The organism is Geodermatophilus obscurus, assembly GCF_900143215.1.
Lineage (GTDB): Bacteria > Actinomycetota > Actinomycetes > Mycobacteriales > Geodermatophilaceae > Geodermatophilus > Geodermatophilus obscurus_A.
This window is the reverse complement of sequence record NZ_FRDM01000028.1, coordinates 25,233-50,872: the sequence shown is the minus strand read 5'-3', so window position 1 is coordinate 50,872 and position 25,640 is coordinate 25,233. Positions and strand designations below refer to the sequence as shown.

21 protein-coding genes are annotated in these 25,640 nt (G+C 72.9%); 10 read left to right on the top strand and 11 right to left on the bottom strand.

Going from position 1 to position 25,640, the window contains the following annotated elements; translation table 11 throughout:
* Together BUB17_RS26985 and BUB17_RS19350 are read left to right on the top strand one after the other, a co-directional pair.
* Window positions 1–652 (top strand): hypothetical protein (locus tag BUB17_RS26985; RefSeq protein ID WP_208983493.1); only part of this gene is annotated, 652 nt, incomplete at its 5' end.
* A gap of 308 nt (window positions 653–960) precedes the next feature.
* Window positions 961–1,632, top strand: a complete 672-nt coding sequence (locus BUB17_RS19350) for a response regulator (protein ID WP_072920321.1) — start codon at window positions 961–963, stop codon at window positions 1,630–1,632.
* A 13-nt stretch (window positions 1,633–1,645) separates the two neighbouring features.
* Here the strand turns inward: BUB17_RS19350 and BUB17_RS19345 are convergent, their stop codons facing one another.
* The 6 genes from BUB17_RS19345 to BUB17_RS19320 form a co-directional block, all read right to left on the bottom strand.
* Entirely contained in the window at window positions 1,646–3,367 is a 1,722-nt protein-coding gene (locus BUB17_RS19345) for a GAF domain-containing sensor histidine kinase (protein ID WP_072920320.1), read from the bottom strand.
* Between the two features lie 239 nt (window positions 3,368–3,606).
* Window positions 3,607–4,551, bottom strand: a complete 945-nt coding sequence (locus tag BUB17_RS19340; RefSeq protein WP_141243101.1) for a hypothetical protein — start codon at window positions 4,549–4,551, stop codon at window positions 3,607–3,609.
* A gap of 10 nt (window positions 4,552–4,561) precedes the next feature.
* Window positions 4,562–4,945, bottom strand: a complete 384-nt coding sequence (locus BUB17_RS19335; RefSeq protein ID WP_072920318.1) for a DoxX family protein — start codon at window positions 4,943–4,945, stop codon at window positions 4,562–4,564.
* Window positions 4,946–5,458: 513 nt separating this feature from the next.
* Complete coding sequence (locus BUB17_RS19330) at window positions 5,459–6,382, bottom strand: RNA polymerase sigma-70 factor (RefSeq protein WP_072920317.1); 924 nt, start codon at window positions 6,380–6,382, stop codon at window positions 5,459–5,461.
* Window positions 6,379–7,308, bottom strand: coding sequence for an NAD-dependent epimerase/dehydratase family protein (locus BUB17_RS19325; RefSeq protein WP_072920326.1), 930 nt, complete (start codon window positions 7,306–7,308; stop codon window positions 6,379–6,381). The genes BUB17_RS19330 and BUB17_RS19325 overlap by 4 nt, the downstream gene beginning before the upstream one ends.
* A 561-nt stretch (window positions 7,309–7,869) precedes the next feature.
* Window positions 7,870–8,085 (bottom strand): RGCVC family protein, encoded by a 216-nt coding sequence (locus tag BUB17_RS19320; RefSeq protein ID WP_072920316.1) that lies wholly within the window; start codon window positions 8,083–8,085, stop codon window positions 7,870–7,872.
* 700 nt (window positions 8,086–8,785) lie between these two features.
* On the opposite strand from BUB17_RS19320, the gene BUB17_RS19315 reads away from it, so the two are divergent.
* Both BUB17_RS19315 and BUB17_RS19310 read left to right on the top strand, forming a co-directional pair.
* Window positions 8,786–9,133: a helix-turn-helix domain-containing protein gene (locus BUB17_RS19315; RefSeq protein WP_072920315.1), complete on the top strand. Its 348-nt coding sequence runs from the start codon at window positions 8,786–8,788 to the stop codon at window positions 9,131–9,133.
* Window positions 9,134–9,457: 324 nt separating this feature from the next.
* Window positions 9,458–10,669, top strand: coding sequence for an AI-2E family transporter (locus BUB17_RS19310; protein WP_072920314.1), 1,212 nt, complete (start codon window positions 9,458–9,460; stop codon window positions 10,667–10,669).
* Window positions 10,670–11,116: 447 nt separating this feature from the next.
* Here BUB17_RS19310 and BUB17_RS19305 read toward each other — a convergent pair whose 3' ends face one another.
* A complete protein-coding gene (locus tag BUB17_RS19305; RefSeq protein ID WP_072920313.1) occupies window positions 11,117–14,194 on the bottom strand; it encodes an ATP-binding protein in 3,078 nt (1,025 codons plus the stop codon).
* Window positions 14,195–14,319: 125 nt separating this feature from the next.
* Here BUB17_RS19305 and BUB17_RS19300 point away from each other — a divergent pair, with 125 nt between their 5' ends.
* Entirely contained in the window at window positions 14,320–15,171 is an 852-nt protein-coding gene (locus tag BUB17_RS19300) for a class I SAM-dependent methyltransferase (protein ID WP_072920312.1), read from the top strand.
* 707 nt (window positions 15,172–15,878) lie between these two features.
* A complete protein-coding gene (locus tag BUB17_RS19295; RefSeq protein WP_072920311.1) occupies window positions 15,879–17,168 on the top strand; it encodes a ferric reductase-like transmembrane domain-containing protein in 1,290 nt (429 codons plus the stop codon).
* Window positions 17,169–17,459: 291 nt separating this feature from the next.
* Here the strand turns inward: BUB17_RS19295 and BUB17_RS19290 are convergent, their stop codons facing one another.
* The 3 genes from BUB17_RS19290 to BUB17_RS19280 form a co-directional block, all read right to left on the bottom strand.
* Window positions 17,460–17,768 (bottom strand): hypothetical protein, encoded by a 309-nt coding sequence (locus BUB17_RS19290; protein ID WP_141243100.1) that lies wholly within the window; start codon window positions 17,766–17,768, stop codon window positions 17,460–17,462.
* Between the two features lie 23 nt (window positions 17,769–17,791).
* A complete protein-coding gene (locus BUB17_RS19285; RefSeq protein ID WP_072920309.1) occupies window positions 17,792–18,055 on the bottom strand; it encodes a hypothetical protein in 264 nt (87 codons plus the stop codon).
* A gap of 360 nt (window positions 18,056–18,415) precedes the next feature.
* Window positions 18,416–18,898 carry a hypothetical protein gene (locus tag BUB17_RS19280; protein ID WP_141243099.1) on the bottom strand — a complete coding sequence of 161 codons (483 nt, stop codon included), beginning with the start codon at window positions 18,896–18,898 and terminating at the stop codon, window positions 18,416–18,418.
* A 135-nt stretch (window positions 18,899–19,033) separates the two neighbouring features.
* On the opposite strand from BUB17_RS19280, the gene BUB17_RS19275 reads away from it, so the two are divergent.
* Window positions 19,034–19,417: a response regulator transcription factor gene (locus BUB17_RS19275; RefSeq protein ID WP_072920307.1), complete on the top strand. Its 384-nt coding sequence runs from the start codon at window positions 19,034–19,036 to the stop codon at window positions 19,415–19,417.
* Between the two features lie 490 nt (window positions 19,418–19,907).
* Window positions 19,908–21,854 (top strand): acyl-CoA dehydrogenase family protein, encoded by a 1,947-nt coding sequence (locus BUB17_RS19270; protein ID WP_072920306.1) that lies wholly within the window; start codon window positions 19,908–19,910, stop codon window positions 21,852–21,854.
* A 396-nt stretch (window positions 21,855–22,250) separates the two neighbouring features.
* Here the strand turns inward: BUB17_RS19270 and BUB17_RS19265 are convergent, their stop codons facing one another.
* Window positions 22,251–23,225, bottom strand: a complete 975-nt coding sequence (locus BUB17_RS19265; protein ID WP_072920305.1) for a sensor histidine kinase — start codon at window positions 23,223–23,225, stop codon at window positions 22,251–22,253.
* 445 nt (window positions 23,226–23,670) lie between these two features.
* Here BUB17_RS19265 and amrS point away from each other — a divergent pair, with 445 nt between their 5' ends.
* Both amrS and amrB read left to right on the top strand, forming a co-directional pair.
* On the top strand, window positions 23,671–24,771 hold the full coding sequence (amrS, locus tag BUB17_RS19260) for an AmmeMemoRadiSam system radical SAM enzyme (protein ID WP_072920304.1): 1,101 nt from the start codon (window positions 23,671–23,673) through the stop codon (window positions 24,769–24,771).
* Window positions 24,772–24,774: 3 nt separating this feature from the next.
* Entirely contained in the window at window positions 24,775–25,590 is an 816-nt protein-coding gene (gene amrB / locus BUB17_RS19255; RefSeq protein ID WP_072920303.1) for an AmmeMemoRadiSam system protein B, read from the top strand.
* The last annotated feature ends 50 nt before the right edge of the window (window positions 25,591–25,640 follow it).

The following is a 25,640-nucleotide window of genomic DNA, read 5'->3' as shown; positions in this document are numbered from 1 at the left end:
CGCGCTGACCGTCGACGACATCACCCTCGACACCGCCGGGGACGAGTGGGTCGTCGACCGGTTCATCGGCGACGTCCGCGTCCAGGCCACCGCGGCCGACCCCGCGACCGGCCTGTTCATCGGCATGGCGCGATCCGCGGACGCCGCCCGGTACCTGGCCGGGGTCGGGCACGGCCGGGTCGGCGAGCTCGGCTCCGACGGCGGCCTCGGGGTTCCCAGCGAGATTCCCGGCGGCGCACCGGCCGCCCTTCCCGGGGACGCGGACTTCTGGGTCGCCCGGACCGAGGGGACCGGCACCCAGACCCTGCAGTGGACGCCGTCGGACGGCGACTGGACGGTCGTGGTGCTGCGCGCCGACGGCTCGGCGGGCGTGGACGTCGACGCGCGCGCCGGCGTCACGGTGCCCGCGCTGCCGTGGATCTGGTCCGGGCTGCTCGTCCTCGGCGGGTTGCTGGCCGTCGTGGGTGCGCTGCTCGTCGCGCTGGCGGTGCGGTCGGCCCGGTCCGGCCCGGCCGGGCCGTTTTCCGCGCCGTACGGCCCGCCGCCGCCTCCGGCCGCCGGCCCCCTCGCCGCACCCCCGGCGCCGCCCGCGCCGCGGCATGCGCCGGCGGACGCGCCGCAGGCCGGCACCACCCCGGGGACCGAGCGGTGAGCCGGAGTGGCCGGCGCGGCGGCGGGCTGACCGGCCGTGGCCGTGGCGCACCGGGCCGCCCCACCGGAATGCCGGGACCGCCGCGCGGGTGACCGAGGTCCCTGCCGTGCTGCCGGCCGCCGTGCCCGCCGTCCGTGCCCACGGTGGTGGGGACCGGCGGGGACCCGGGGAGGATGCCCCCCGCCGGGACGGGACCTCCGACCCTGCTCGGATCGGTGGCCCCAGCGCCTAGCCTGACCCGGGGACCAGCACAGCCACGGTGCTGGCGGGGAGTCGCCGTGGCTGTGCTGCGAGGGAGGGGATGAGGAGTGGCAGAGGGAACCGGTGGAATCGGGGTCTTCCTGCTCGACGACCACGAGGTGGTCCGCCGCGGTGTGGCCGACGTCCTCCAGGGCGACCCGGGCATCAGGGTGGTTGGCGAGGCGAAGAACGCCTCGGAGGCCCTGGCCCGGGTGCCCGCCCTCGTGCCGGACGTCGCGATCCTCGACGTCCGGCTGCCCGACGGGGACGGCGTCTCGGTCTGCCGCGAGCTGCGGTCGAGGATGCCCGAGCTCAAGGTCATCATGCTCACGAGCTACAGCGACGACGAGGCCCTCTTCGAGGCAATCATGGCCGGCGCCTCGGGCTACCTGCTCAAGCAGATCCTCGGCCAGGACCTCGTCAGCGGCGTGCGGGCCGTGGCGGCCGGGGGCTCACTGCTGGACCCCACCGCGGCGACCGCGGTGATGGAACGACTGCGCCGGGCCGCCGAGCCGGCCGGTCCGCTGGCTGCGCTCAGCGAACAGGAGCGCACCGTGCTGGAGCTGATCGGCGAGGGCCTGACGAACCGGCAGATCGGCGAGCGCATGTTCCTCGCCGAGAAGACGGTGAAGAACTACGTCTCCCACCTGCTGGCCAAGCTCGGCCTGGAGCGGCGCACCCAGGCAGCGGTCCTGGCCACCGAGCTGCGCGGCTCGTCGTCCGGCACGCGCGGCGGCTGAGCGTCCGCTCCGCTCAGCCCCGGGGCGCCCACCAGCGCAGCCGGGTGCCGCCCTTCAGCAGCGCCTCCACGCTCGCACCGCCGCCTCGCCGGACGGCGCGCTCCTCGAGGTTGCGCAGACCGCTGCGTGCAGTGCGGGGATCGATGCCCCGGCCGTCGTCCGTCACCTCGAGCACGACCTCGTCGGTGACGTCGAGGGTGACCGTGACGTGGCCGGCGCCGGAGTGCCGGGCAGCGTTGCTCACCGCCTCCCGGGTGACCGCCTCGACGTCGGCGGCGAGGTCGCCGGTGACCAGGCTGTCCACCGCCCCGGACATGCGCACGGTCGGGTGCAGGTCGGGGCCCGCCGTCTCCGTGACGATGTCGAGCACCCGTCGCCGCAGACTCGCCGACCGGTCGACGTCCGCGGCGCTGTGCAGGTCGAAGATCGTCGTCCGGATGTCCCGGACGGTCTCGTCGAGCTGACCGACCACCTCGCCGATCCGCCGCCTGGCGTCGGGGTCCTGCACGCGGGGGACGACCGACTGCAGGCTCAGTCCGGCCGCGAACACCCGCTGGATGACGTGGTCGTGCAGGTCGCGGGCGATCCGGTCCCGGTCCTCGTACACGTCGAGCTGGCGCGCGAACCGCTGACGGGCCGCGAGGTCGAGCGCGGTGGCCGACTGGTCGACGAAGGCGGTGACGAGGGGAGCCGTGGTCGCGTCGAACGCGGGGGCCCCGGCACGTCGGGCCGCGATGACGACGCCGCCCTCGCTGTGGGTCCCCCGGAGGGGCACGGCGATGCAGGGCCCCCAGTCCACGTGGGCGTTGGGTCCCCCGTAGTCGATCCCCCGCAGGTCGACGGTGACGACGCCGTCGGCTGCTGTCACGGCCTCCAGGACCGGGTCGTCCTCGATCGTCAGCCGCTGGCCGGTCAGCTCGTCGAGGCCCTCGCCGACCTGGACGCGGACCTCGTAGGCGCCGTCGTCGGGGGAGGGGCCGACCACGATCCACACACCCTGGGCTCGGGTGAGCTCGCAGACCCGCGCGGCCACCAGCCGCAGTGCCTCGTCGGCGGACGGGGCGTCGAGCAGGCCGGCCCGCACGTCGGAGATCGCGGTCGTCCACCGCCGGCGCTCCTCGGCCTCCTCGTAGAGCCGGGCGTTGTCGATGGCGATGCCGGCCGCGCCGGCGAGCGCGGTGAGGACCGCCTCGTCCTCGGCGGTGAACTCGCCGGTCCGCTTCTCCGTCAGGTAGAGATTCCCGAACACCTCGCCACGGACGAGGACCGGGACGCCGAGGAAGGTGTGCATCGCGGGGTGGTGCGGGGGGAAACCCACGGAGGCCGGATGCCGGCTGAGGTCGGCGATGCGCAGCGGGTAGGGCTCGGTGATCAGCTGGCCGAGCACCCCCTTGCCCTCGGGCAGCGTCCCCATCCGCGCGGCCAGGTCGTCGTCGATGCCCACGTGGAGAAAGGCCGCCAGTCCGCCCTCGGGCGCCAGCACGCCCAGGGCCCCGTAGCGCGCGTCGACGAGGTCGGTGGCCGCCTCGACGATGCGCCGCAGGGTCGCCTCGAGGTCCAGCCCGGTCGAGACGGTGAGGAAGGCGTCGAGCAGGTGCTGGACGCGGGCCTGGTTCCGGGCCACTGCCGCCAGCCGGTCCTGCACCTCGTCGAGCAGCTCGGTGAGCCGCATGCCGGCCAGCGGGGAGTCCGTGGACGAGTCGTTCGAACGAGCGCCGTGCTGCCGGGTCGGCATGGTGCGGTCACCCCCGGGCCGAGCGTGGCATGGAGCGGCGCAGGGGGGAACCCGGTCCAGCCGGGGACGGGGGCGGTGAGACGCCGGCCACCGGTGAGTCGGGGTCGGGGACACCCGCCGTGCGCGGTCGTGGCGTTCGACGACCCGGCGGTGGTCCGCACCGCGCTGACGCGGGCGGCGGAGGAGGCCAGGCGGCGAGGAGCAGTGCTCGAGGTGGTCGCCGCGCACCAGCCGGTCCTCTACTGGCCGGCAGGCAGCCGGGTCTCGGCGTCCTGTCCGGCGAGGACGAGGGCGCCCACCGTGGCGACCAGGAGGCCCGCGATCACCTGCCCGAGATGCACACCGGCCACCAGTCCCCCGCCGGGGCTCGACGTCCCGGCTCCTGCCACTTCGCCGATCCACAGGAGCACCGGCCACCACCCACCGGCCCAGGTGGCGCCGCTGCCCACCCACGCGAGGGTGAGGGGCACCCACAGCGGAGTCCGCGCACGCCCTCGGCGCACCAGCATGAGCAAGCCCGCGGCCGCCATCAGCGCAAAGGCGGCGGCGCCGACATCGACAGCCCGCTCGGTGGCGCCCCGGGCGTCGGTGAGTCCGAACGAGGCTGCTGCGGCCGGATCGACCCCCCAGAGCAGTCGGACGGCGGCGACGACTCCGAGCAGAACAGCCGCGACCCAGGCGGCCGGGGCCAGAACGGGTCGTGGTCCGGCGGATCGGCCCCTACCGCGACTCCGGAGCACACGTGGCCAGCGGGCCCAGGCGTAGAGGGCGAACGTCACAATGATGCCGACGGCCTGCGCGCCGAAACTGGAGTAGACGACCGGACCCACCCAGGGCTCGAACGAGCCGTCGCCCACCGGCGACGCCTCGGTCGCCACGGACACCACGACCAGCGGACCGGCGACGACGAACGGCGCCAGCAGTCCCGTCCCCACCCACGCCGGCAGCAGCACCGACCAGGCCGGAAGGCGCATGCCCCAGTCGTGCGTGAAGGCCAGCACCACCACGATCGCCACGAGTTCCATCCCCGCGGTCGCGATGTTGCCGCCGAGCAGGACCCGGGGATCCACCGACGACTCCGTGGCGAAGCCGATCGTGGAGCCGGTGATCCAGGCAGCCTTCAGCAGCAGATAGGGCAGCATCGCGGCCACCACCAGGTAGCCGACCACCACTCGCTGCCTCACGTGGTCCTCGTCAGCCCGCGAAGGGTTCAGGACCGAAGCGACCCCAGGCGATGAAGGCGGCGAGCGCGAGATAGACCACGTTCAGCATCACGAGTTTGAACTGGCCGAGGCGGCCATGAGTGATCATCGCGCCGACCATGAGCAAGATCCAGCACACGGCAGTCACCGGCACCATCACCGGTGCGATGTCGACGATGGCAGGCAGGATCAGGCCAACTGCAGCCAGTAGCTCGAGCACACCGAGGGTCTTGACGAAACCGACACTGGCACCTGCGGTCCATTCACCGCCGTGGGCCGCAGCCAGCTTCGCCTTGGGCACGAACGTCTTGCTGATGCCGCCGGCCAGAGCGACTGCGGCCAGCAGTCCGGCAGCGATCCACAGGGTGAGGTTCATGAGTTCTCTCCTGGCGATGTGTCGGTGATCCGGGCCGCCTCAGTTGGAGGGGACCCGACCGGAACCCGGCGTCACGGCTTCGAACCTGGGACGAGGCAACCCGGTCCGTCTGTGACATCGGGACGCGGCGGTCGGTTCGAAGGTGCTCACCACCGGACCTGGGGTCCTGCCGGCCCCTCGCAGAGCGGGTTCATGAGGGTTCTGCTTGCGAGGTCGATCTTCGTTCAGGTGCCAGGGAGCCGGTGCAGGTGACGGGAGACGAGGCACTGACCAGGCCTGCTCCGGATTCGCTGAGCTCGAGGTCGCCGAGGCGGCTCGGAGACACCGACGTACTCCGGGCAGCTGTCGAGGGCCGCGTCGGTTACGCCACCCATCGCGCAGAGCTGGCTGTCCCGGTGGGAGACGGGAGCTCCGTCTGCTGTGGGAGAAGCAGCTGACGTCCCGGCAGCGTCTCGATGGGCTCGCCGGGGTCCGCAGGTGCTGGGCTCTTGCGCTGGCCGTCTCGTTGTCGAGTCAATCCGTGAGCCGGCGTGCCTGGTTCGCCTCGCGGGCGACGGCCCAGGCGTCCGCCACCGGACCCAGGTGCGCGAGCTTGTCGGGGTTGATCAGCGAGTGGATCGTCTGGATCCGCCCGTCGAGGATGTCGAGCGTCCAGGTGTGGAGGACCTTGCCGTTCCGGTCGCGGAAGATGGCGCCCGGCTGGCCGTTGATCTCGTGCGGCTCGAACGTCACGTGGATCCGGGCCATCGGCGGGACGATGGCGGCGAGCAGTCGGGCCACCTTCGCGGCGCCGACGACGGCCCTGGCCAACTGCGGGGCCCTCCCGCCGCCGTCCCCGACCAGCTGGACGTCGGCGGCGAGCAGCTCCCGCAGCCGGTCGACGTCGCCGTCCCTGAAGGCGTCGAAGAACCGCTCGGCGAGCTCCTCGCGTTCCCGCCGGTCGGCCTCGAACCGGGGGCGCCCGGCGTCCATGTGGCGGCGCGCCCGCACCGCGAGCTGGCGGCACGCCGACTCCGACCTCCCCACCGCCGACGCGACCTCGGGGAAGCCGAACCCGAACACCTCCCGCAGCACGAAGACCGCCCGCTCGAGCGGGCTGAGCCGCTCGAGCAGCAACAGGGCCGCCATCGACACCGAGTCGGCCAACTCCGCCGAGCGCGCCGGATCCTCGTAGGGGTCGTCGAGCAGCGGCTCGGGGAGCCACTGCCCGACGTACTCCTCCCGCCGCACGCGGGCCGAGCGCAGCACGTCGATGGAGATCCGCGTGACGACGGCCGAGAGGAAGGCCTTGGTCGACGTGGGTCGTGTCGGGGAGGCCTGGTAACGCAGCCAGGTCTCCTGGACCGCGTCCTCGGCCTCGCTCACGCTGCCGAGGATCCGGTAGGCGATCGCGAACAGCAGCGATCGCAGCTCCTCGAACTCCTCGGCCCGGGTCATGGCAACCCTTCCTTGAAGCCCTGCCGCCACGAGGGGTACCGCAGCTCCCAGCCGAGCTCGCGCTTGGCCTTGGCGTTGGAGAAGCCGCGCCCCTCGGTCATCATCGTCACCGCCACGTCCCCGGCCAGCAGCCTGGCCAGCCACGTGGGGATCCGCAGGGGCCGCTTCGCGCCCGTGCACGCAGCCAGGTAGGGCAGCCACTCGCTGGCCGGCGCCGGTTCGTCGTCGACGATGTTGAACACGCCGGTCGCCTTCTGCTCCACGGCCAGGACGGTCGCGCTCGCCGCGTCGTCGAGGTGTACCCACGAGCTGTAGCCGGTGCCGCCCCCGACGAGCGGGAACTGCCGCCTGCGCACCAGCTCGACCACGTCGTCGGTGGCACCCGGCCCGTAGAACCCGCCGTATCGCAGTACCGCGCCGCCGGCCTCGACGACGACGTCCTGGAGGTGGCGCATCGCCGCCATCCCCTTGCGCATGCTCGGCGGGCCTGGGTCCAGCGGGTCCTCCTCGGTCTTGACCCATCCGCCCTCGCGGATCCCGTTCCAACCGGCGTGGCCCTGGGCGACGACGTGGGAGACGCCGGTCGCCTCGGCCGCGGCCAGCAGGTGGTCGGTCCCCTCGGTGCGCAGCCGGTTCGTGGTGGCGAAGAACCGATCCATGTGCTTCATGTCGGGCTTGCCGGCGTGAGCGGGGCTGATCGCGGTCATCTGGTGCACGATCACGTCCGGCCGGGCGGCTGCCACGGCCTCACCGACCGACACCGCATCCAGCCCGTCCATCACGACACCATCGGCGCCCAGCTGCTCCAGCAGGCCCACGTGGCCCGAGCCCGTCGTCGTAGCGGTCACCTGGTGGCCCCGGGCCACCAGCAGCGGCACCAGCCGCCGCCCCATGACCCCGGTGCCACCGGCCACGAACACCCGCATGACCATCACCTTCCTGTTCCGAGGATCGGCTCTCAGTCCAGTGACGAGACAGCGACGGCCATCTGTGACATCGAGGTCCCGGCGCACGTGTCCACCGATGAGAGCGCCTCTCGGCCGTCAGGACGACCGCCTGCCGATCGAGGACGAGAGCTCGGGCTGACCGTCCTCGGCGCGGTCGGCCGCCCAGACCCGTGCCTCCTGGACGAGGCGCCGCTCCTGGACGAGGCGCCGCGGCCGCCCCGGTTCGAAGGGGCTCGAGCGTCAGCGGCCGGAGCACGACGCGGGCCCACGTCCAGCAGTGGCGGCGAGGTTCGAGTCCTGCGCGGTCGCGGTCGAGCCTTCGGCGCGCGGCGATCAGCCCCGATGCGTGTCCGAGAGGGTGTCGGGGAACCGGTCCCGGACCACCGCATCGTGCTCAGTGGTCGCCGGGGCGGTGAGGCGGCGTCGGAGCAGCGCCCTGACGATCCTCGGTGCTGACCCACCACCTCGAAGCGTTCCGCCTGGATGGGTGAGCCCGGGGCGATGGGGGGGCCGCGACCGCTGTAGGGGCCGAAGCGCGGGTCAGGCCTGGCAGACGCAACCCCTGGCGATGGCGCCGTTGCGCGTTGCCGAGCAGAACCGCGCGGCGATCGCGTCATGGTCCGCATGCGGGTGCGGGCACACGCCGCACGATTCCTCGTTCATGCCCTCAGCGGCGTCGTCGAGCAACGATGCCCGCTCGAGGTCGCCGATGTCGGCAGAGGTCGTGCTCGCGATCACGAACGTGGAGGAGGTCATGGCGGAAACGGCCTGACTCCACCGCAGAGAGCGGCGGGATAGTGGTACGTCATTCCCGGCGCTGCCATGGGAGGCAACGAACGAGGAGGGATCGACAAGCCGACGCTACGCCCGCACCGCTACCGGCGGTCGATCTCAGCCACGGACGGGTGCGCCGGGCGACCGGCCCGTCAGTCTCTCGACGGGCACCGCTTCCTCGGGCGCAGCCGCCATCCGGTCGCGCCGAGGCGCGTAGTGTCGGGTTCGACGCCACCTCGGCGTCGGAGTCCCTTCGCTGGCGGAGGGGGATCGGCGGTCCCTCATGGGGCCCACCCAGGCACCGGCAGCCATCGACGCCCTTCCGAGCTGCGCCCATCCCGAGGCTCGACGGCTCAATCTCGCGCGCACTCGGGGTGCTCGCCAGTGACCACGATCCGCACGACCCGCCATCCCCACACCGTGGCGGCGCCGACCAGCCGTTCACGCGCTGGCCGGCGATCGGTACCGGCGCGGCAGTCGCGGCGTCACCCCACTCGCGCAGACGCGGCCCAGACGGCCGTCTGGGATTCCGAGGGCGGTCGGCTGGCCCGCTGAGATCGACGGGGCGCCCACCGAGGAGACCACGGCCTGGGACTCCGAAGGGGGCCACCAGCACCACTGACGCCGGCCCGACGACGCCACCTGACCGCGGTGCAGAGACGCCCTCTGTCACTACTTCAAGATGGCCCAGCTCGCCCACGACCACCCGTTGCACCCCGAACGGGTCGCTGCCGCACGGGCCCGGCTGCCCTCGGCGGCGCGCGCCGAGCGGATCACCTCCCTGCTGGGTCTGCTCGCCGATCCGGTTCGCGCCAGGCTTCTCCACGCCCTCGGCGTCGCCGAGGAGCTGTGCGTGGGCGACCCCGCCCTGGCGCTGGGCGTCACCGAGGACCAGGCCCGCTACGGCCTGCGGGTGCTACGTGGCGCGGGGTTGGTCGGTCGGCGCAAGGAGGGCCATGTGGCCTACTACCGGCCCCCAGGGCCCTCTCGGTCAGCTCCTGCACGCGGCGGACGGCCGGGCTTTCGGTGACGTGGCCGTCCTGCCACTCCGGGGTCGTCATCAGGAGGGAAGCCGCGCACGACCCCGATGGAGCCGCGCCCGAGCAGGCCACCATCCGTCACGTCCTGAGATGTTCGGCGTGGCGGGATAGCTCTCCAACGAACCGCCGCCCGGTCTGATGACAACCACCGCAGCGGTGCCCGGTGTGCACCGCCGCCGAGATTGACACTCCCGTCCGGCGGTCAGGCCGGGGGGAGCGCCGGGCCGACCGGAGCGCCAGGATGGCGAGGTACGGGCAGACGCCGGCCTGAGCGGTCCGAACACCGGCCGGGCCGAGCTGACGGGAGGCGGGGCATGGCAGAGCCGGCATCGGCCTCCGCCCGGAACCCGGCCGGGCCGCGCCGCGGCCCGGCTCGGGCGACCGGGGCCGGGGCGCGGCCCGCGCCCCGGCCACCGCCGGCCGACCGGGTGACGCTGCTGCAGCGCGAGGCGACGATCGCTGGGCGCTTGCTGGTCGTCGGCCTGGCCGTCGTAGGCGCGATCTGGCTGGTGCTGCAGGTCCAGTTCGTCGCGGCCGCGGCGATGCTCGGGCTCGCCCAGGTCGCGGTGCTGTGGCCGATCGCCCACTGGCTGCGCCAGCACGGCTTCCCGGCCGTGCTGGCCGCGATCCTCTGCGTCGTCGCCTACCTGACCTTCTTCGTCAGCGTCCTGGTCTTTCTCGTGCTGCAGCTGATCGGCGCCTGGCCAGGCCTGATCGCGGCAGGCACCGATGCGGTGAACTCGATCACCGTGTGGGCCCAGGACCGGACGGACGACCTCGACAGCGCGGGGCTGGACCAGGTGCTCGGCCAGCTGGAGGCGTCGGTGGGCGCCGCGATGAGCGGCCTCGGCGGTGCGGCGGCCCAGGGGCTGAACGCGGTGGGCAATCTGGCCACTGTCCTGGTCATCGCCCTGTTCTTCACCCTCTTCGCGCTCACCAGCGGCGACCGGCTGTGGCGCCAGTTCGTCCGGGCGCTGCCCGTGGAACACCGAACGCCGACCGACGCTGCCTTCCGCGCCGGCATGCGCACGGCGGGCGCGTGGTTCTACGCGGCCACCGCCACCGGCCTCATCGACGGGGTCCTCATCGGGTTCGGGCTGTGGGTGCTCGACGTCCCGCTGGCCCTGCCGATCGGCGCGCTCACCTTCCTGCTGGGCTACGTGCCACTGGTGGGGTCGACGATCGCGGGGGCGGTGGCGGTGGCGGTGGCCGGGGTCACCGGCGGCTGGGCCACGGCGCTGTGGGCGCTGCTCGTCGTCGTCGCGGTGCAGCAGATCGAGGGCAACGTGCTGGCACCGCTGCTGTTGTCCCGCGCGATCAGCTTCCACCCCCTGGTCGTGCTGCTCCTGACGACCGGGGCCGCCTCGGCATTCGGCCTGCTGGGGCTGTTCGTCGCGGTTCCGGTCGCCGGGGTGCTCGCGGCCGCGGTGCAGGGCTGGCGTCGGGAGGGGCGTCGCCCGGCGGAGGGGCTGCCGGACGACCCGGTCGGCGCCCCCGACGGCGACGGCGTCGAGGGACCGACGTGACGGACGAAGAAATCGGTCCCCCGACCGCTCGCGCACCACGCCTACACCCCGCACCCGCCGTATGCGGCGCCTGGTCTCGCACAGAGCCAGCACCCACTGGGTGCGCTCTGCGTAGCCCCAGGTCAGCCCCATGAGGTGACGTCCCAGGAAGTGGTGTAGCTGGTCGAAGGTCCTGAGCTCGCCTGCGAAGCGCTGGCGTGCGAGGGGCCACCGCGTGGATGTTCTGCGTGTTCCCGCCGAGGTTCGCTCAGAGAGGGGCCATCGTGTGCAGTGTCCTTCCCCGAGAACCATCGGCGTGGTTTCGCTGACCATCACACGATGGCCCCTCACGTGGTCACCCACGCGAGCGGTGACCTGGACCCACACCACCAGCGCGGACGTCACCCTCGGAGAACCAGCGGAAACTCGGCCTCAGCCGTTCTCCGCTGCGCGAGGGGCGAGCGCGGGTCAGCAGTTCACGTCCCAGTGCTGGTCGCCGAGGTAGCGGCACCGGACCCCGGTGACGACGTACCGGTCGAGATGGGCGCCGGCCTCCGGCATGACGTCGTCCAGGTGGCGGACGGCGTCGCGGATGCGTGCCGTTACGGCCTTGCGGGCACGCTCGACAGCGCGATTCGCGAAAGTCCGTGGCCGTCCGCCGAGGCCGGTCACCCGCTGGAGCTCGGCCACCAGGGACTCGTGTTCCTCGTCGACGGCGCGGAGCCGGGCGGCATCGCCGTCCTCTCCTGCCTGCAGGCGTTCCTCGGACAGGTCGGCCAACCGACTCCGGTAGAGGTCGAGCCCGGTGCGGTCGACCACCTCACCGACGGACTCCGACCGCCCGGGGGACGCGACGAGATCCAGGACGTGGACCTCGCGGCGTGGGTGCCGGACCAGGGTGGCGATGTCCTGGAGTCCCTTGGAGTGCCCCACGGCGGCGGTGCGGCCCGCGAAGGCCACCTCCCACACCGGGCCCCGCCGGATCAGCGACGCCGCGCGTCCCGAGGGTGCTGCGCAGGCCGCCATGTCCTCCCTGGCCTGGGCGAGGGCCGCCGCACCCAGTCGCTCGTAGGCGGAGCACGCCTCCTCGAGCAGGGTCCTGGCGAGCGAGTCGTCGCCCACCGCCGCAGCGAGCCTGCCCGCGGTGTGGGCGTGGCAGCCCGCGAAGGCGACGAACGCACCGTTCATGCCGCACCTGCCGGCGAGCGGTCGCACCTCCTCCAGCAGCTCGGTGCACAACTCGACGTCCCCCAGCGCCGCAGCCGCATACGAGAGCTCGCGCACGAACACCGACCACAGGTACGAGCGGTCGGCCCGCCAGGTGCCGAGGTCGTGTACGGCGGCGACGTGGTGCCGGGCCCCATCGAGGTCTCCTCCGCGAGCGCAGAAACCGGCTGCGACGGCATGGGCGTGCACGGGCGCACCCGTCCAGTGCCCCACGGCTTCCCGCGCGAAGGTCGTCAGCTCCTCCGGCACCCGATGGGCCCGGACGAGCTCCAGCCGCTGTGACATGTGCACGTTGCCGGTGTCCGGCTCGCGCAGCCGGTCTCCCAGCGCGGCGGCGTCCTCGATCCGGACGGCCGCCTCCTCGAGGTCCCCGCGCATCAGGGCCAGGCAGGCACGGCGCGTCTCCACGATGTAGAGGTGGCGTGGCTGCCCGAGGGCCGTGAGCACCTCGAGGCAGGCTTCCAGCGCCGGCTCGAAGGCGGCGCTCCCGGCCTCCAGCAGGGCGGTGGCCTGCAGGAGCAGTGCTTCGGCCTGCCGCTCGCGGTCCCCGGACCGCTGGGTGAGGGCGACGAGCTCGGAGGTGACCTCCGCGCGCCTGGCCGACTCGCTCGGCGTCCACAGGACGTCGTGACGGGCCAGCAGGCAGGCCATCATCACCTCGGGGTCCTCGGTGGCCCGGCCGAGCAGTAGCGCGCGCTCGCTGAGCGGTCCCGCCCGGGAGCGCTGCTCGGGCACGGAGTGCTGCAGCTCGCGGGCGAGCGCCGCCGTCAGCCTCGCCTCCAGGGCGGGGTTGACGTCCCCGACCGAGGCCAGCGCGCTCTCGAGCTCGGCGACGAGGTCGTCCCGGCGAGTCGCGAAGCGCGACCCGAGCGCGGCGGCGGCCAACGCGGCGCGGGTCGTCCCGACGGCGTCGCCGGCCTGATCGGCGGCGGCACGTGCGGCGCGGACGAGACCCCGGGCGTCGGACGGTCGGCCGCTGCGCGCCAGGACGTCGGCCTCGGCGAGGAGGACGTCGAGGAGTCGGTCCTCGGGCAGGGCGAGCCCGGCGTCGGCCACCGCGCCGCGGAGCCGGCGCAGCTGCATGGCGGCCTCCGTCAGAGCGAGGGCCGAGCGGTCGACCTCGGCCGCTCGCAGCGCCCAGGACACGGCGTGGTCGAGGCCGCCGCAGCTCAGTGCGGCACGGAAGTGCCGGGCCAGCTCGGAGGCGGCCACGTCGCCGCCTCGCTCGACCCTCGACTCCAGTGCGCTCCCGATGGCGAGGTGTAGCGCGGGTCTCGAGGCGGCGTCGACGTCGGCGGCGATCGACTCGCGGAAGAGGTCGTGGGCAAAGCGCAGCCGCCCGGCGTGCCACAGCAGCATTCCTGCGGGGACGGCCTCGGCGGCCGCGTCCTGAACGGCGGCCGGGGTGCGCCCGGTGACGACGGCGACGACGTCAGGCAGCACGGTGGACCCGGTGAGGGCCGCGACCCGGAGGACCTCCTGCGTCTCCGCCGGCAGTGTCCGGAGCCGTCGCCCGATGACCTCCCGCACGGCAGCCGGCACCTGAGCCTCGGGCAGGCCGTCTGCCCCGGCCAGTGCCAGCTCCCGGGTGAACAGGGGGTGACCACCTGCGCGCCGGTAGATCGCGGCGGTCGTCTCCTCGGGCACCGGTCGGCCGACGGTGCCCTGCACCAGCAGGGCGGCGGAGGAACGGTCGAGGCCGGTCAGGTGGACGTGCTGGGCGCGCGCGACCAGCGCGGTCAGACGTGCCTGCAGGGACCGCGGCACCTCGTCGTGCCGAAAGGCCCCCAGCACGCACAACGCGGCCGGGCGGGCGTCCTGCACCACGCGCTCCAACAGGGCGAGGGAGGAGTCGTCGAGCCACTGCAGGTCATCGAGGACGACGACCACGGGACGGACCGCCGCCAGCGCGTCCAGCCAGGCGGCGGTCGCGTCGAGCAGCAGCAGACGTCCCCGGTCGGACTGCTCGGCAGGGCCCTGCTCGCCGAGCGCGGTCGAGATCGTGGCGAGCAGCCCCCGATCGTCGGCTGCTGCCGCCCGCGCCCGGTCGAACCCCACACCCCGGACGAGTCCGTTCAACGCCTGGGTCCACGGCCAGTAGCCGGGGGCATTCCCGGCCTCCACGCAGGTACCCCACGCCTGGTCCACGTCGCCGGCGCCCGCCAGCGCGGTCCGCAGCAGGGCGGTCTTGCCCATGCCGGCCGCCCCACTGACCAGCAGGGTCCCTCGGGCGTGATGCCTGGCTGAAGCGACGGCGCGGGTGATGCGGGCGAGCGCGTCGTCCCTACCGATGAGTGCTTCCCGCGGCGGGCGGTCCACGCGCCCATCCTGCCGCTCCGGCGCCCCCTCGCGGCGTCTGGCGATCCGCCAGATCCGTTCTGGCGGTCCGAGGGCTCCTTCTGGCGCCTTTCGGGTGAGGTCCCCGACGACGCGAGGAGGAAGCCATGAGCTTCGACCCGGTGCAGTACAAGACCACCACCCGACAGCAGTGGGAGGACGCGGCAGAGGCGTGGCACCGCTGGGGCCCCACGGTCGAGTGCTGGCTCGCAGAGGCCACCGATCGGATGCTGGACGGTGCCGGCGTCGCCCCGGGCGCATCGGTGCTGGACATCGCCGCCGGTTCCGGCGGCCAGACGCTGGCCGCCGCACGGCGGGCCGGCCGCCGGGGCCGCGTCGTGGCCACCGATATCTCCCCGACCATCCTCACCTACGCCGCCAAGGAGGCGGCCGAGGCGGGACTGGTCAACGTCGAGACGGTCGAGGCCGACGGTGAGCGACTCGGCGCCCTCGCCGGCGGGGAGTTCGACGCGGCCATCTGCCGGCTGGGCCTGATCTACCTGCCGGACCAGGTCGGCGCGCTCCGGGGGATCCGAGCCGCCCTCCGTCCCGGCGGCCGGGTCTCGGCGATCGTCTACTCGACGCCCGACCGCAACGGCTTCTTCTCGGTTCCCGTGTCGGTCATCCGGCGCCGCGCCGGACTGCCGGCACCCGGTCCGGGACTGCCGGGACCGTTCAGCCTGGGCGCCCCCGGGGCGCTGGAGCAGGCCCTGGAATCGGCGGGGTTCCGGGACGTGGGCGTGGAGACGGTCGAGGCGCCGCTGCTGCTGCCGTCGGCGGCGGAGTGCCTGCGCTTCGAGCGCGAGTCCTTCGGCGCGCTGCACCAGATGCTGGCCGCCGTGCCCGAGGAGGAGAGGGAGGACGTCTGGGCCGAGGTCGAGCACGGGCTCCAGCAGTTCGAGGCGGGCACCGGCTTCGTCGGCCCGTGCGAGCTGCTCGTCGCTCGGGGAACGCACTGACCGCACCGGCCCGGCATCGGCCTGCCGACGCCGGGCCGAGCCGTATCAGTCGGCGCGGGGACCGGGCTCCCTGACACCGTCAGGTCGCATGTCGTCCGCGGTGGTACCGCGCGCGGCGACTGTGCGTCTCGCTCGACCTCTGTTCCGGCCGTGGCAGGACGCGCGCTGCGATGTCCACGGCAATCCGTGAGGAGCGGCATCAGGGCCGCAGAGGATGCCGGGAGGCCTCGCGACGGCGTGGACCCAAGCGATGCTTCGAAGCCGTCGCACGGAACGCATCCCGGCCGCGGGCGTACCGGCCCGGCGAGTGGGCGTACCGCCATGCCGCTGCCTCTGCGGTCCGCTCCTCGCCGCCGTCCTCCGCCGTACAGGGCTACTCAGACGCCGGTGCTCCTCGCCATCGATCAGGGCTCACCGGACCACCGCGGATGCGTTCTTCTCACCTTGCCGGCCGGACGGCGAGGATGGATCGGCGGCCAGCTGTCCACCCATCGGAGAACGGCATCTCGTCCTCCGGGCGCTGGCCAGACCGCGCCCCCTTGGCCAGCAGTCTCGGGGCGCCATCGGGATCCTCCCGGCCAGGTCGAGAGGTGCGCGTCATGAGCGTCGCGGTTCTTCCCAGCCCACCGGTCCCCATCGAGCCGGTTCTTCCTCCGATCGGAACTCCTGCTCGAGCCTCGGCCCGCCGGCCCGCGCGGGGCCGGCGGATGGCGGCCCACGCCGCCATCCCGACCCGCCGGGCGATGCTGCCGTTCCTGCGCTGGCTGGCGTTCGTGCTCGCCGGCAACGTCATCGCCGCCGCGCTCGTGCTGGTCAGCGGCAGGTCGGTTCCGTCCGTGCTGGCGTACTCCGTCACTGCGGCGAGCATCAACGTCGGGCTCGCCGCGCTGGTACGGCAGCAGTACTTCGTCAACGTCCTGTTCCGGATGGCGACGTCGGTTCCTCTTCGCTGGCCGCTGCGCGTCCGCTCGGCGCTCGCGCAGGTGCACCAGTTCAGCGGCGGAGTCCACGTCGGTTGCGCGCTGTCGGCGATCGGTTGGTTCACCGCCTTCACGGCGATGACGGCGGGCGCCGTGGTCACCGGTCCGGACAGCGGCCCGGAGATCGTTCTCCTGGCCGTGGCCACCGCGATCCTGGCCGTCCTCGGCGCCATGGCGGTGTGCGCGCGTCCGACCGCGCGCGAGCAGCGCCACAACCGGTACGAGCTGACCCACCGCTACGGCGGCTGGCTGTCCGTGGTGCTTTTCGGCGTGCTGACCGTGCTGATGGCAACGCGCTCCGGTGGCTCGGTCGTCGCCGGGCTGGCCGCGTCGCCCGGTACGTGGATCGTCCTGGCCGTCGCCGTCTTCGTGCTGATCCCATGGCTGCAGCTGTGCCACGTACCGGTGTCGGTCGTGACGCCGTCCGAGCACGTGGCGCTGGTGACCCTCGATCGTGGACGGCGGGTGCAGCCCGGCACGGCGAGCCGGATCGCCCGCCGGCCGCTCGGGGAATGGCACGCCTTCGCCGACATGCCCTCGAGCGATGCCTACGCCTCCCGGATGGCGGTCTCCTGCGGGGGTGACTGGACTGCCCGCTTCATCGCCGACCGGCCGGAGTCGGTGTGGGTGCGCGGCGTCCCGACGGCTGGCGTCGTCACGGTGGCTCGGCTGTTCAACCGGGTCGTGTGGGTGGCGACCGGCAGCGGGATCGCGCCGTGCCTGCCGCAGCTCCTCTGCGACCCGACGCCCGGCCGGCTGGTGTGGGTCACCCGCAACCCCGAGCGCACCTACGGTCCCGAATTGCTGAGGGAGATCCTCACCGCCCAGCCGGACGCCATCCTGTGGGACACCGACGCGCACGGCCAGCCCGACCTGGCCGGGCTGGCCTACCGCGTGTGCCGGGAGACCGGCGCCGAGGCCGTCATCTGCATCTCGAACAGGAAGACCACCCTGCGGCTGGTCGCACAGCTACGGCAGCGGGGCATGACGGCCGTCGGCCCCATCTGGGACTCCTGAGCGGACCCCGATCGAGAACGCGACACGGCGGGCCGAGCGGACGCGGTGTCGGAGGCCGCGATACCGATCCGCGCTACACCTCTGATCGCCCGGATCTCCGCACCGCTGTACGCGCCTCGAGTCCGCGTTCGGTATTCGGGTAGGGCGGCTCCGCCTCTCGTCCGCGCGTGATGACCGCGGCGCCTGCTGGGCGGGCAGCATGGCCGCGGTCATCACGCCAACACCGATTTCGCGGACGGTCGACCGCGGGGGTGTCCACGGTGGGGATCATCGCTCGGAGCCGGTTCGCCGTCAGTGCGCCAGAGCAGCGGGTACCGGCTCCTCGTTGACGGCGGACGCCGGCGCGCTCCGCCAGGCCGTGTGGTCGAACCCGATGGTGACCGCCACCGCGACGACGAGGACGCCGAAGTAGACGACCGGGACGCGGTCGGCGTCGGCACCGGTGAAGCCGAGCATGCCGAAGGTCAGCGCGCCCTGACTGGCGTGGAACAGCAGGGGCATCAGCAGGCTGCCATCGGTGCGGTTGACCAGCCAGACGTAGAGGAACGTGATCGCCACGGTGCTCGGCAAGCCGGCCGGGGCCAGGCTGCCGAGAACCACCAGCGGAACGTGCCAGCCGGCGGTCACGACCCCCAGCAGGCCGGCCGTGCCCAGGGGGGCAACCTGGCCTGCAGATGGGGGAGTGCGAAGCCGCGCCACCCCGGCTCCTCACCGGCCGCGCCGTCGGTGACGTCGACCAGGCGGACGGCCAGCAACAGCAGGACGTCCGACCCGACGATGGTGGAGAAGTCGGGTGCCGGGGCGCCGAGCCAGGAGGTGACGAAGCCGGTGACGAGCACGAGGGCCACCGGGAGCCCGAGGGCGACGACGTACCAGACCCAGCCCACCCGCCACCGGAGCAGCCGGGACCCGAGCCGGCGGTAGCCGGGCCGCCCGTCGGCGAGACCGATGACGACGACCGCGGCGACGAGGGGCCCGAAGGGGAAGAACGAGATCTGGGCGGGCAGCAGACCGGTGGCGGCGAAGGGGCCAGGGGCCCCATCCCACCAGGTAGGCCAGGGCGAAGAACGTGGTTAGCCGGTGCTGCTGGACCCAGGACACGGTGCGGGACATGACGGCCTCCAACGGCAGGTGGGGGAGGGATCGGGGCGTTCGTCCGGTCGTTCCGCCGGACCGGCGGGCGACTCCCTCGGTGCAAGGGGCGCCCCTGGGCTCGGCGCTCGGAGGTCGGTACCTGCACCGACGGGTCAGAGCCCGCACTCGTCGCTGAGGTAGGTGTCCACGTTGGTGCTCGCCGTGGTCAGGTCGCCCTCGGCCCGGTCCAGTGACTCGATCGAGTCGAGGTCGGTGATGTCGTCGATGTCGGCGAACGCGTCGGCCATCCGGTCCAGGCCGACCGCCATCGCCTCCCAGTCGGAGCTGATCGCGTCCGGTGCGTCGATGCCGCGCAACTCGGTGGCGATCTGATGGAACGCGTCGGTGACCGACGGGTCGTTGTCCTCGAGGTCGGACAAGGCGGAGTCGACCCGCTGGTCGATCCCGGCGGCCTGAGCGCAGAAGGTGGCCGCACCGGGAGTGGCGGTCCGCTCCGCCACGGTGCTGGTGGCCTCCGGTGAGTTGGTCGCTGACGCTCCGCCATCGCCGCCGCAGGCGGTCAGCAGGACGACTGCGGCCGCGCCGGCCACGCCGGCTCGGCACAAGCTCGCGGTCGGGCGCACGGAACGGGACATGACGGCCTCCGGGGGATTGAACTGACCCTCCCGAGGGTTCGCCCGGTCGACGAGGCCCCACCAGCGGGCAGACCCCGGTCTGCATGCAGGGTTGTCCCCGTGGGCAGTGCCGGGAACCGGTGTCAGCATCGACCCGTGGCAGCGCGGGTGCTGATCGTGGATGATCACGCTCCCTTCCGGTCGCTGGCCCGCCGGCTGCTCATGGCCGAGGGCTTCCAGGTCGTGGGGGAGGCGGCCGACGGCGCCGAGTGCCTCTCCGTAGCCCGCGATCTGGTGCCCGACGTCGTCCTCCTCGACATCCAGCTGCCGGACCTGGACGGCTTCACAGTCGCGGAGGCGCTCGCCGCGGAGGCGCGCGCACCCATCGTCGTGCTGGTCTCGAGCCGGGCACTGCGGGACTACGGCCACCGAGTGGACGCCAGCACGGCGCGCGGGTTCATCGCCAAGGGGGAGTTGAGCGGCGAGACACTTCTGCGGGTGATCACCGGACCGGCACGGACTGTCCCGTGCAGCGGTTGAGACCCCTCATCCGCTGGACGGTGGCGGCGCCCGGGGCCGCGGCCGGCGCCGGGGCGGCGACGGCCATGCCGGGGGGTGCGTTGCGCTGCGGATCGGACGCATGCCCCGGCGCTGTCCTGGCCGGCTCCGGCGCGGTCGTGGCGAAGGTAGCGAGCATTGCGGGGACGAAGGCCGCCATGTCCTGGGGCCCTCTGCTCGCATGGACGTGGCCGAGCTCACCGCCCGGCTAGTTCCTCTGTCCGCGTGGAACCACTGTGATGCGCACGGAACGGGCTCCCCGATCACCCACCACAGCCTCCGCCCGGCGCACCCGCAGCGCGTAGCCGGCACGACGAACCAACCGTGAGACGCGTCCATGGGTCGATGGCCGATGGAAGGTCGGACTGCACACCAGACCCGCAGCTCGCCATCACGGTCCGCTACCGGGCCGTCCAGGCCTTCCGGCGTCGAGGTCGGTTGTCGACCCAGGGACAGGAGGAGATCCTGGTCCATGGCGTCGAACCCGTCATACCAACAGTCGAAGCGCGTCGCCGAGGCCAGTCGCGAGACCGAGTGGACCAAGCCGTCGTTCGGCAAGGAGCTCTTCCTCGGCAACTTCCGCCTCGACCTGATCCACCCGCAGGCCGAACTCCGACCAGCCGCCGTCGAGAGGGGCGAGGCGTTCCTCAAGAGCCTCCGCGCCTTCCTCACCGAGCGCGTCGACCGGCGGCAGATCGAGCGCGAGGCGAAGATCCCCGAGGACGTCATCCAGGGACTCGGGGACCTGGGCGCCCTCGGCATGAAGATCCCCGAGGGGTACGGGGGGCTGGGGCTGAGTCAGGTCTACTACAACAAGGCGCTGGCCATGGCCGGCACGTGGCACTCGTCGATCTCGACGCTGCTGTCCGCGCATCAGTCCATCGGCCTGCCCGAGCCGCTGCGCCACTTCGGCTCCGAGGAGCAGAAGCGCCAGTGGTTGCCCAAGCTCGCCAAGGACCACATCTCGGCATTCCTGCTCACCGAGCCGGATGTCGGCTCGGACCCGGCGCGGATGAGCACGACCGCGGTCCCGACCGAGGACGGCACCGGCTATCGGATCAACGGCACGAAACTGTGGGCGACCAACGGCGCGATCGCCGACGTGGTCGTGATCATGGCCGTCGTCCCGAGGTCCGACGGCCACAAGGGCGGCATCACCGCCTTTCTCTGCCCGTACGACCGCCCGGGCATCACGGTCGAGCACCGCAACGACTTCATGGGGCTCAAGGGCATCGAGAACTCGGTGACGCGCTTCGACGACGTCTTCGTCCCCAACGAGGACGTCATCGGCGGCGAGGGCAAGGGCCTGCGGATCGCGCTCACCACGCTCAACACCGGCCGCCTGTCGCTGCCGACGTTCTGCTTGTCCATGGTCAAGTACTCGCTCAAGATCGCGCGCGAGTGGTCGGCCGAGCGCAAGCAGTGGGGCCGGCCCATCGGCAAGCACGACCCGATCGCGCAGAAGCTCGCCTGGCTGGCGGGCACGGCGTTCGGCCTCGAGGCGATGCTCGACGTGTCGAGCCGGCTGGCCGACGACGAGCGCAACGACATCCGCATCGAGGCCGCGCTCGCGAAGCTCTACGGGTCGGAACTCGGCTGGACCGCCGTCGACGAGATGGTCCAGGTCCGCGGCGGTCGCGGATACGAGACCGCCGAGTCGCTCGCGCAGCGCGGGGAGAAGCCGGTGCCGGCCGAGCAGATGCTGCGCGACATGCGCATCAACCGCATCTTCGAGGGCTCCACGGAGATCATGCACCTGCTGATCGCCCGTGAGGCCGTCGACCAGCACCTGCAGGTCGCGGGCGACGTACTGCTCGGCGGCTCCGGCCTGGCCGACAAGGCGAAGGCCGTCGCCAAGGCGGGTGCCTTCTACGCCACGTGGTTCCCGACGCTGACGACGGGCGCTGGCCAGCGTCCCGGCTCGTTCTCGGAGTTCGGCGACCTGGCCAGGCACCTGCGCTACGTCGAGCGCCACTCGCGCAAGCTCGCGCGCTCGACCTTCTACGCGATGGGCCGCTACCAGGCGCGCCTCGAGCACAAGGGCCACCTGCTCGGTCGGATCGTCGACATCGGCGCCGAGCTCTACGGGATCACGTGCGCGTGCGTGTATGCGGACACCATCGCCCGCGAGCAGCCCGACCGCAGGCAGCAGGCCGTCGAACTGGCCGACCTGTTCTGCGGCCAGGCCCGCCGGCGGGCCGACCGGCTGTTCACGGCCCTGTGGGCCAACGACGACGACGCCCAGTACGAGGCCGCGCAGCAGGTGCTCTCCGGCCGCTACGAGTGGTTCGAGGAGGACGTGCTCGACCCGGCGGGCGACGGCCCGATGATGCCGACGCACCCCGAGCCGGCCGCCGAGCAGTACGAGAGGCTGCCAGCCGTGGCGGCGCCCGAGGTGGGGGCCACGGCCACCCGGTAGGGGGTTGTCGCGGTCCGCGGCCATCCCGTGGATGAGTTCAGCAGCCGCCGCGGCTGCCCGAAGGCCGCGGCGGTCGAGCCACGCCGGTCGAACCGAGGGTGGCGGGCCGGCGCACGACGCCGCGCCAGTGGAGATCGCCGGACAGGTCCCGGAGTTCCCACCGGCGCAGCCGCCTCGGCCGGTCCACAGCAGGGTGACGAAGCGCGGGACCGCGGTGACCACGAGGACGTGGCGGTGCCAGTTGGACAGGACACCGCTCGCGCTGGGACGCGGTCACCCGGCGCCTTTTCCGTACTGCCACCACCGATCGAGGAACGCGTAGGCCAGTGAGTGTCCGTCGGCCGTCGGCGGGGGGGTCGAATCGCGGCTGGACCAGCCGGCTGGTTCCGGCTTCATTCAGTGCAGCCGCGTGGTCAGCCGCACGCTGACGCCCTCCCCGGGATGGGTGATGTCGACGTGGTCGCAGAACTGGCGTGCCAGCCACAACCCCATGCCGCCGCGGGACAGGTCGCCGCCGTGCGCGGGATCGTAGCCGGCCAGCGGGTCGTCCCATCCGCGTCCTCGGTCCCGGACGGTGCAGACCAGCCTGTCGGACGAGATCCACAGCGCGACGTCGATCGGGGGTTGACCGTGCCGGACGGCGTTGGACGTCATCTCGTCGACCGCGATCAAGAAGTCCCCGAGCACGTCGCGGGGAGCATCCGAGGTGGCGAGTTCCGCCGCGACGGCGTGCCGGAGGCCGATGAAGTCCGAGACATCCCATGCGGCCAGCCGCGGCGGCGTGCTCTCCAACGGTTCCGGTGGCACCGGGAACGAGCGCAGATAACGCACCGGGTCGCCGAAGAGCGGATTGGATGCGCGGCCCTCCGGGGTGACCAGGTTCGGATGCGTGCGCAGCGCGGACACGAGGACCTGCTCGGGCAGTCGCTGTGCGTCGAAGACGCACAAGCCCCACAAGGGCCACGGCGCGAGGGCGATGTTGATCACGGCCTCGTAGCGTTGCCACTCCAGCCAGTCCCGCTGGGTGCGCCCGAAGTCGACCTCGCCGACCACTCGGACCCGGCCGATGCCCTCCGCCGCGTTGCGCTCCGCCAACCGGCGGATGGCCGTGATCGCCGTGGGGGTGCGCGTGCCGTAGACGTCGGAGCGCCCCAGCACCTGGACCCGTGGGTCCCCGTCGACGGCCTCGGTCAAGACGCTTGTCGTACGAGCGCCGGCGGCGATGACGGCGGCATCCCCGGCGGCGAGACCCTCCAGGAGAAAGGGTGCCGCGACGCCGGTGAGCTCGCCAACCGAGTCGTAGAGCAGGGCATCGTGGATGTAACCGTCCACTGACCGGCGCGCGTACTCGCCCGTTCTGCTTTCGCTCACCAGAGGGCTCCCTGGATCGTGGGGATGAAGCGAGCGCAGATTCCTCCCTACACGGTAGGCGTCGTGGTGATGGGGTCACCCTCGAGTTCCTGACGAGTCCTGGCTGCACGCGCGGGACGCCGACATCGGTTCCGGGATCAGTACAGGCCACGCACGTGCTGTGGCCGCGCACGACGGGCGGCGTCAGCCTGACCCCCCTCTTTGACCACCATCGGCCCGGGTTCGAATGGTCCGCCGCTGTCCTCCGGAGTTCCGTGGTCCGTGTGAGCTGCGCCGATGCACCGCGATGAACCGCCGCGAACCCGCGGCCGACGCCTGGGGTTCCGGGTCATCGTGCGGCCCCCGCACCCGGGGAGGTGTGCTGGGGGCGGGTCTGCTCGAAAGGGCTGCTCTCAGCGCACCCGTCCACCCGTTGTGCGCGCCTATCGTGGGTGCAGGAGGCGTCATGACGGCCGACATCAGTCTTCACGACCGCTTCACGGTGCCGGGCCGGTTCTGGCACCGGCTCGACGACGGTCGCGTGCAGTGCGACGTCTGCCCGCGGGAGTGCCGGCTGCACGAGGGCCAGCGGGGCCTGTGCTTCGTGCGCGGTCGCGTCGACGACCAGGTCGTGCTGACTGCGTACGGGCGGTCGAGCGGGTTCTGCGTGGACCCCATCGAGAAGAAGCCGCTCAACCACTTCCTGCCCGGCAGCGCGGTGCTGTCCTTCGGCACCGCGGGGTGCAACCTGTCCTGCCGGTTCTGCCAGAACTGGGACATCTCCAAGTCGCGGGAGATCGAGCGGCTCTCCGACGCCGCCGGTCCGGAGGACATCGCCGCGGCCGCCGAGCGGCTGGGCTGCCGCAGCGTCGCGATGACGTACAACGACCCGACGATCTTCCTCGAGTACGCGGTGGACGTCGCCGACGCCTGCCGGGCACGGGGCGTCAGGTCCGTCCTGGTCACCGCCGGCTACGTGGGCGACGACCCGCGACGGGAGCTGTACGCGCACGTCGACGCGGCGAACGTGGACCTCAAGGCGTTCACCGACGACTTCTACCGGAAGGTGTCCGCCGCCCGCCTGCAGCCGGTGCTCGACACCCTGGTGTACCTGCGGCACGAGACCGACGTGTGGTTCGAGATCACCACGCTGCTCATCCCGGGGCACAACGACTCCGACGCGGAGATCGGCGCCGAGTGTGCCTGGATCGCCGAGAACCTGGGGCCCGACGTCCCGCTGCACTTCACCGCCTTCCACCCGGACTACAAGATGCGCGACGTCCCGCCCACCCCGCCGGCGACGCTGACCCGCGCGCGGCGGATCGCCCTGGAACAGGGGCTGCGCTTCGTCTACACGGGCAACGTGCACGACGCCGAGGGCGGCCGCACCACATGCCCGGCCTGCGGTGAGGCCCTCGTGGAGCGGAACTGGTACGTCATCGGGCGCTACCGGCTCACCGACGACGGGCGCTGCGCCTCGTGCGGTGCCGCCGTGCCGGGGCGCTACGACGGGCCGGTCGGCAGGTGGGGAGCGCGGCGGCTGCCGGTGTCCGTGGCCGGGAGCTGATCGGTGCGCGTGCGCCCGCCCGCGGTCGCCGGCCGGTTCTACCCCGCTGATCCGGAGGAGCTGCGCGACCTGGTGGACCGACTGCTCGACGAGGTCTGCGGCCAGCCGCGACCGGTGCCGCCGGCTGCCGTGGTCGCGCCGCACGCCGGGTACCGGTACTCGGGCGCGGTGGCCGCGACCGCGTACGCGCACCTCACCGTGGCACCGCATGCCGTTCCCCGGGTCGTGCTGCTGGGGCCGGCACACTTCTGCCCGCTCGACGGGATGGCGGTGCCGGCCGTGGACGCCTTCGCCACACCGCTGGGCATCGTGAGGATCGACGACGACGCCCGGACGGTGGCCACTGCGCTGCCCGGCGTGGCGGTGGACGACCGTCCCCACGACGGCGAGCACTCCCTGGAGACGCAGCTGCCGTTCCTCCAGCGCGTCCTCGGCCCCGAGGTGGCGGTGCTGCCGGTGCTGGTGGGCCGAACGCAGCCGGAGTCCGTGGCGGCTGTCCTGACCGCTCTGCTCGCGGTCGACGGCGCCCTCGCGGTCGTCTCCACCGACCTCAGCCACCACCTCGACGAGCCCTCGGCCCACGAGCGGGACCGGCGCACTGCCGACGCCGTCCTGGCCCGCGACGCCGCCGCCCTGCGCCCGGACGACGCCTGTGGCCACCAACCTCTGCGCGGGCTGCTGCACCACGCCGCAGAGCGCCACATGTCGGTCGAACTGCTCCGTCTGGCCACGTCGGCGGACAGCGGAGCGGGGCGCGCCCGCGTCGTCGGGTACGGCGCGTTCCTCCTGCGCGACGCGGCAGGAGGACGAACCTCCTGAGGACAACGACCCGCATGGCGCGGCCGGCGACCGGTCGGAGGCCGTGCTCA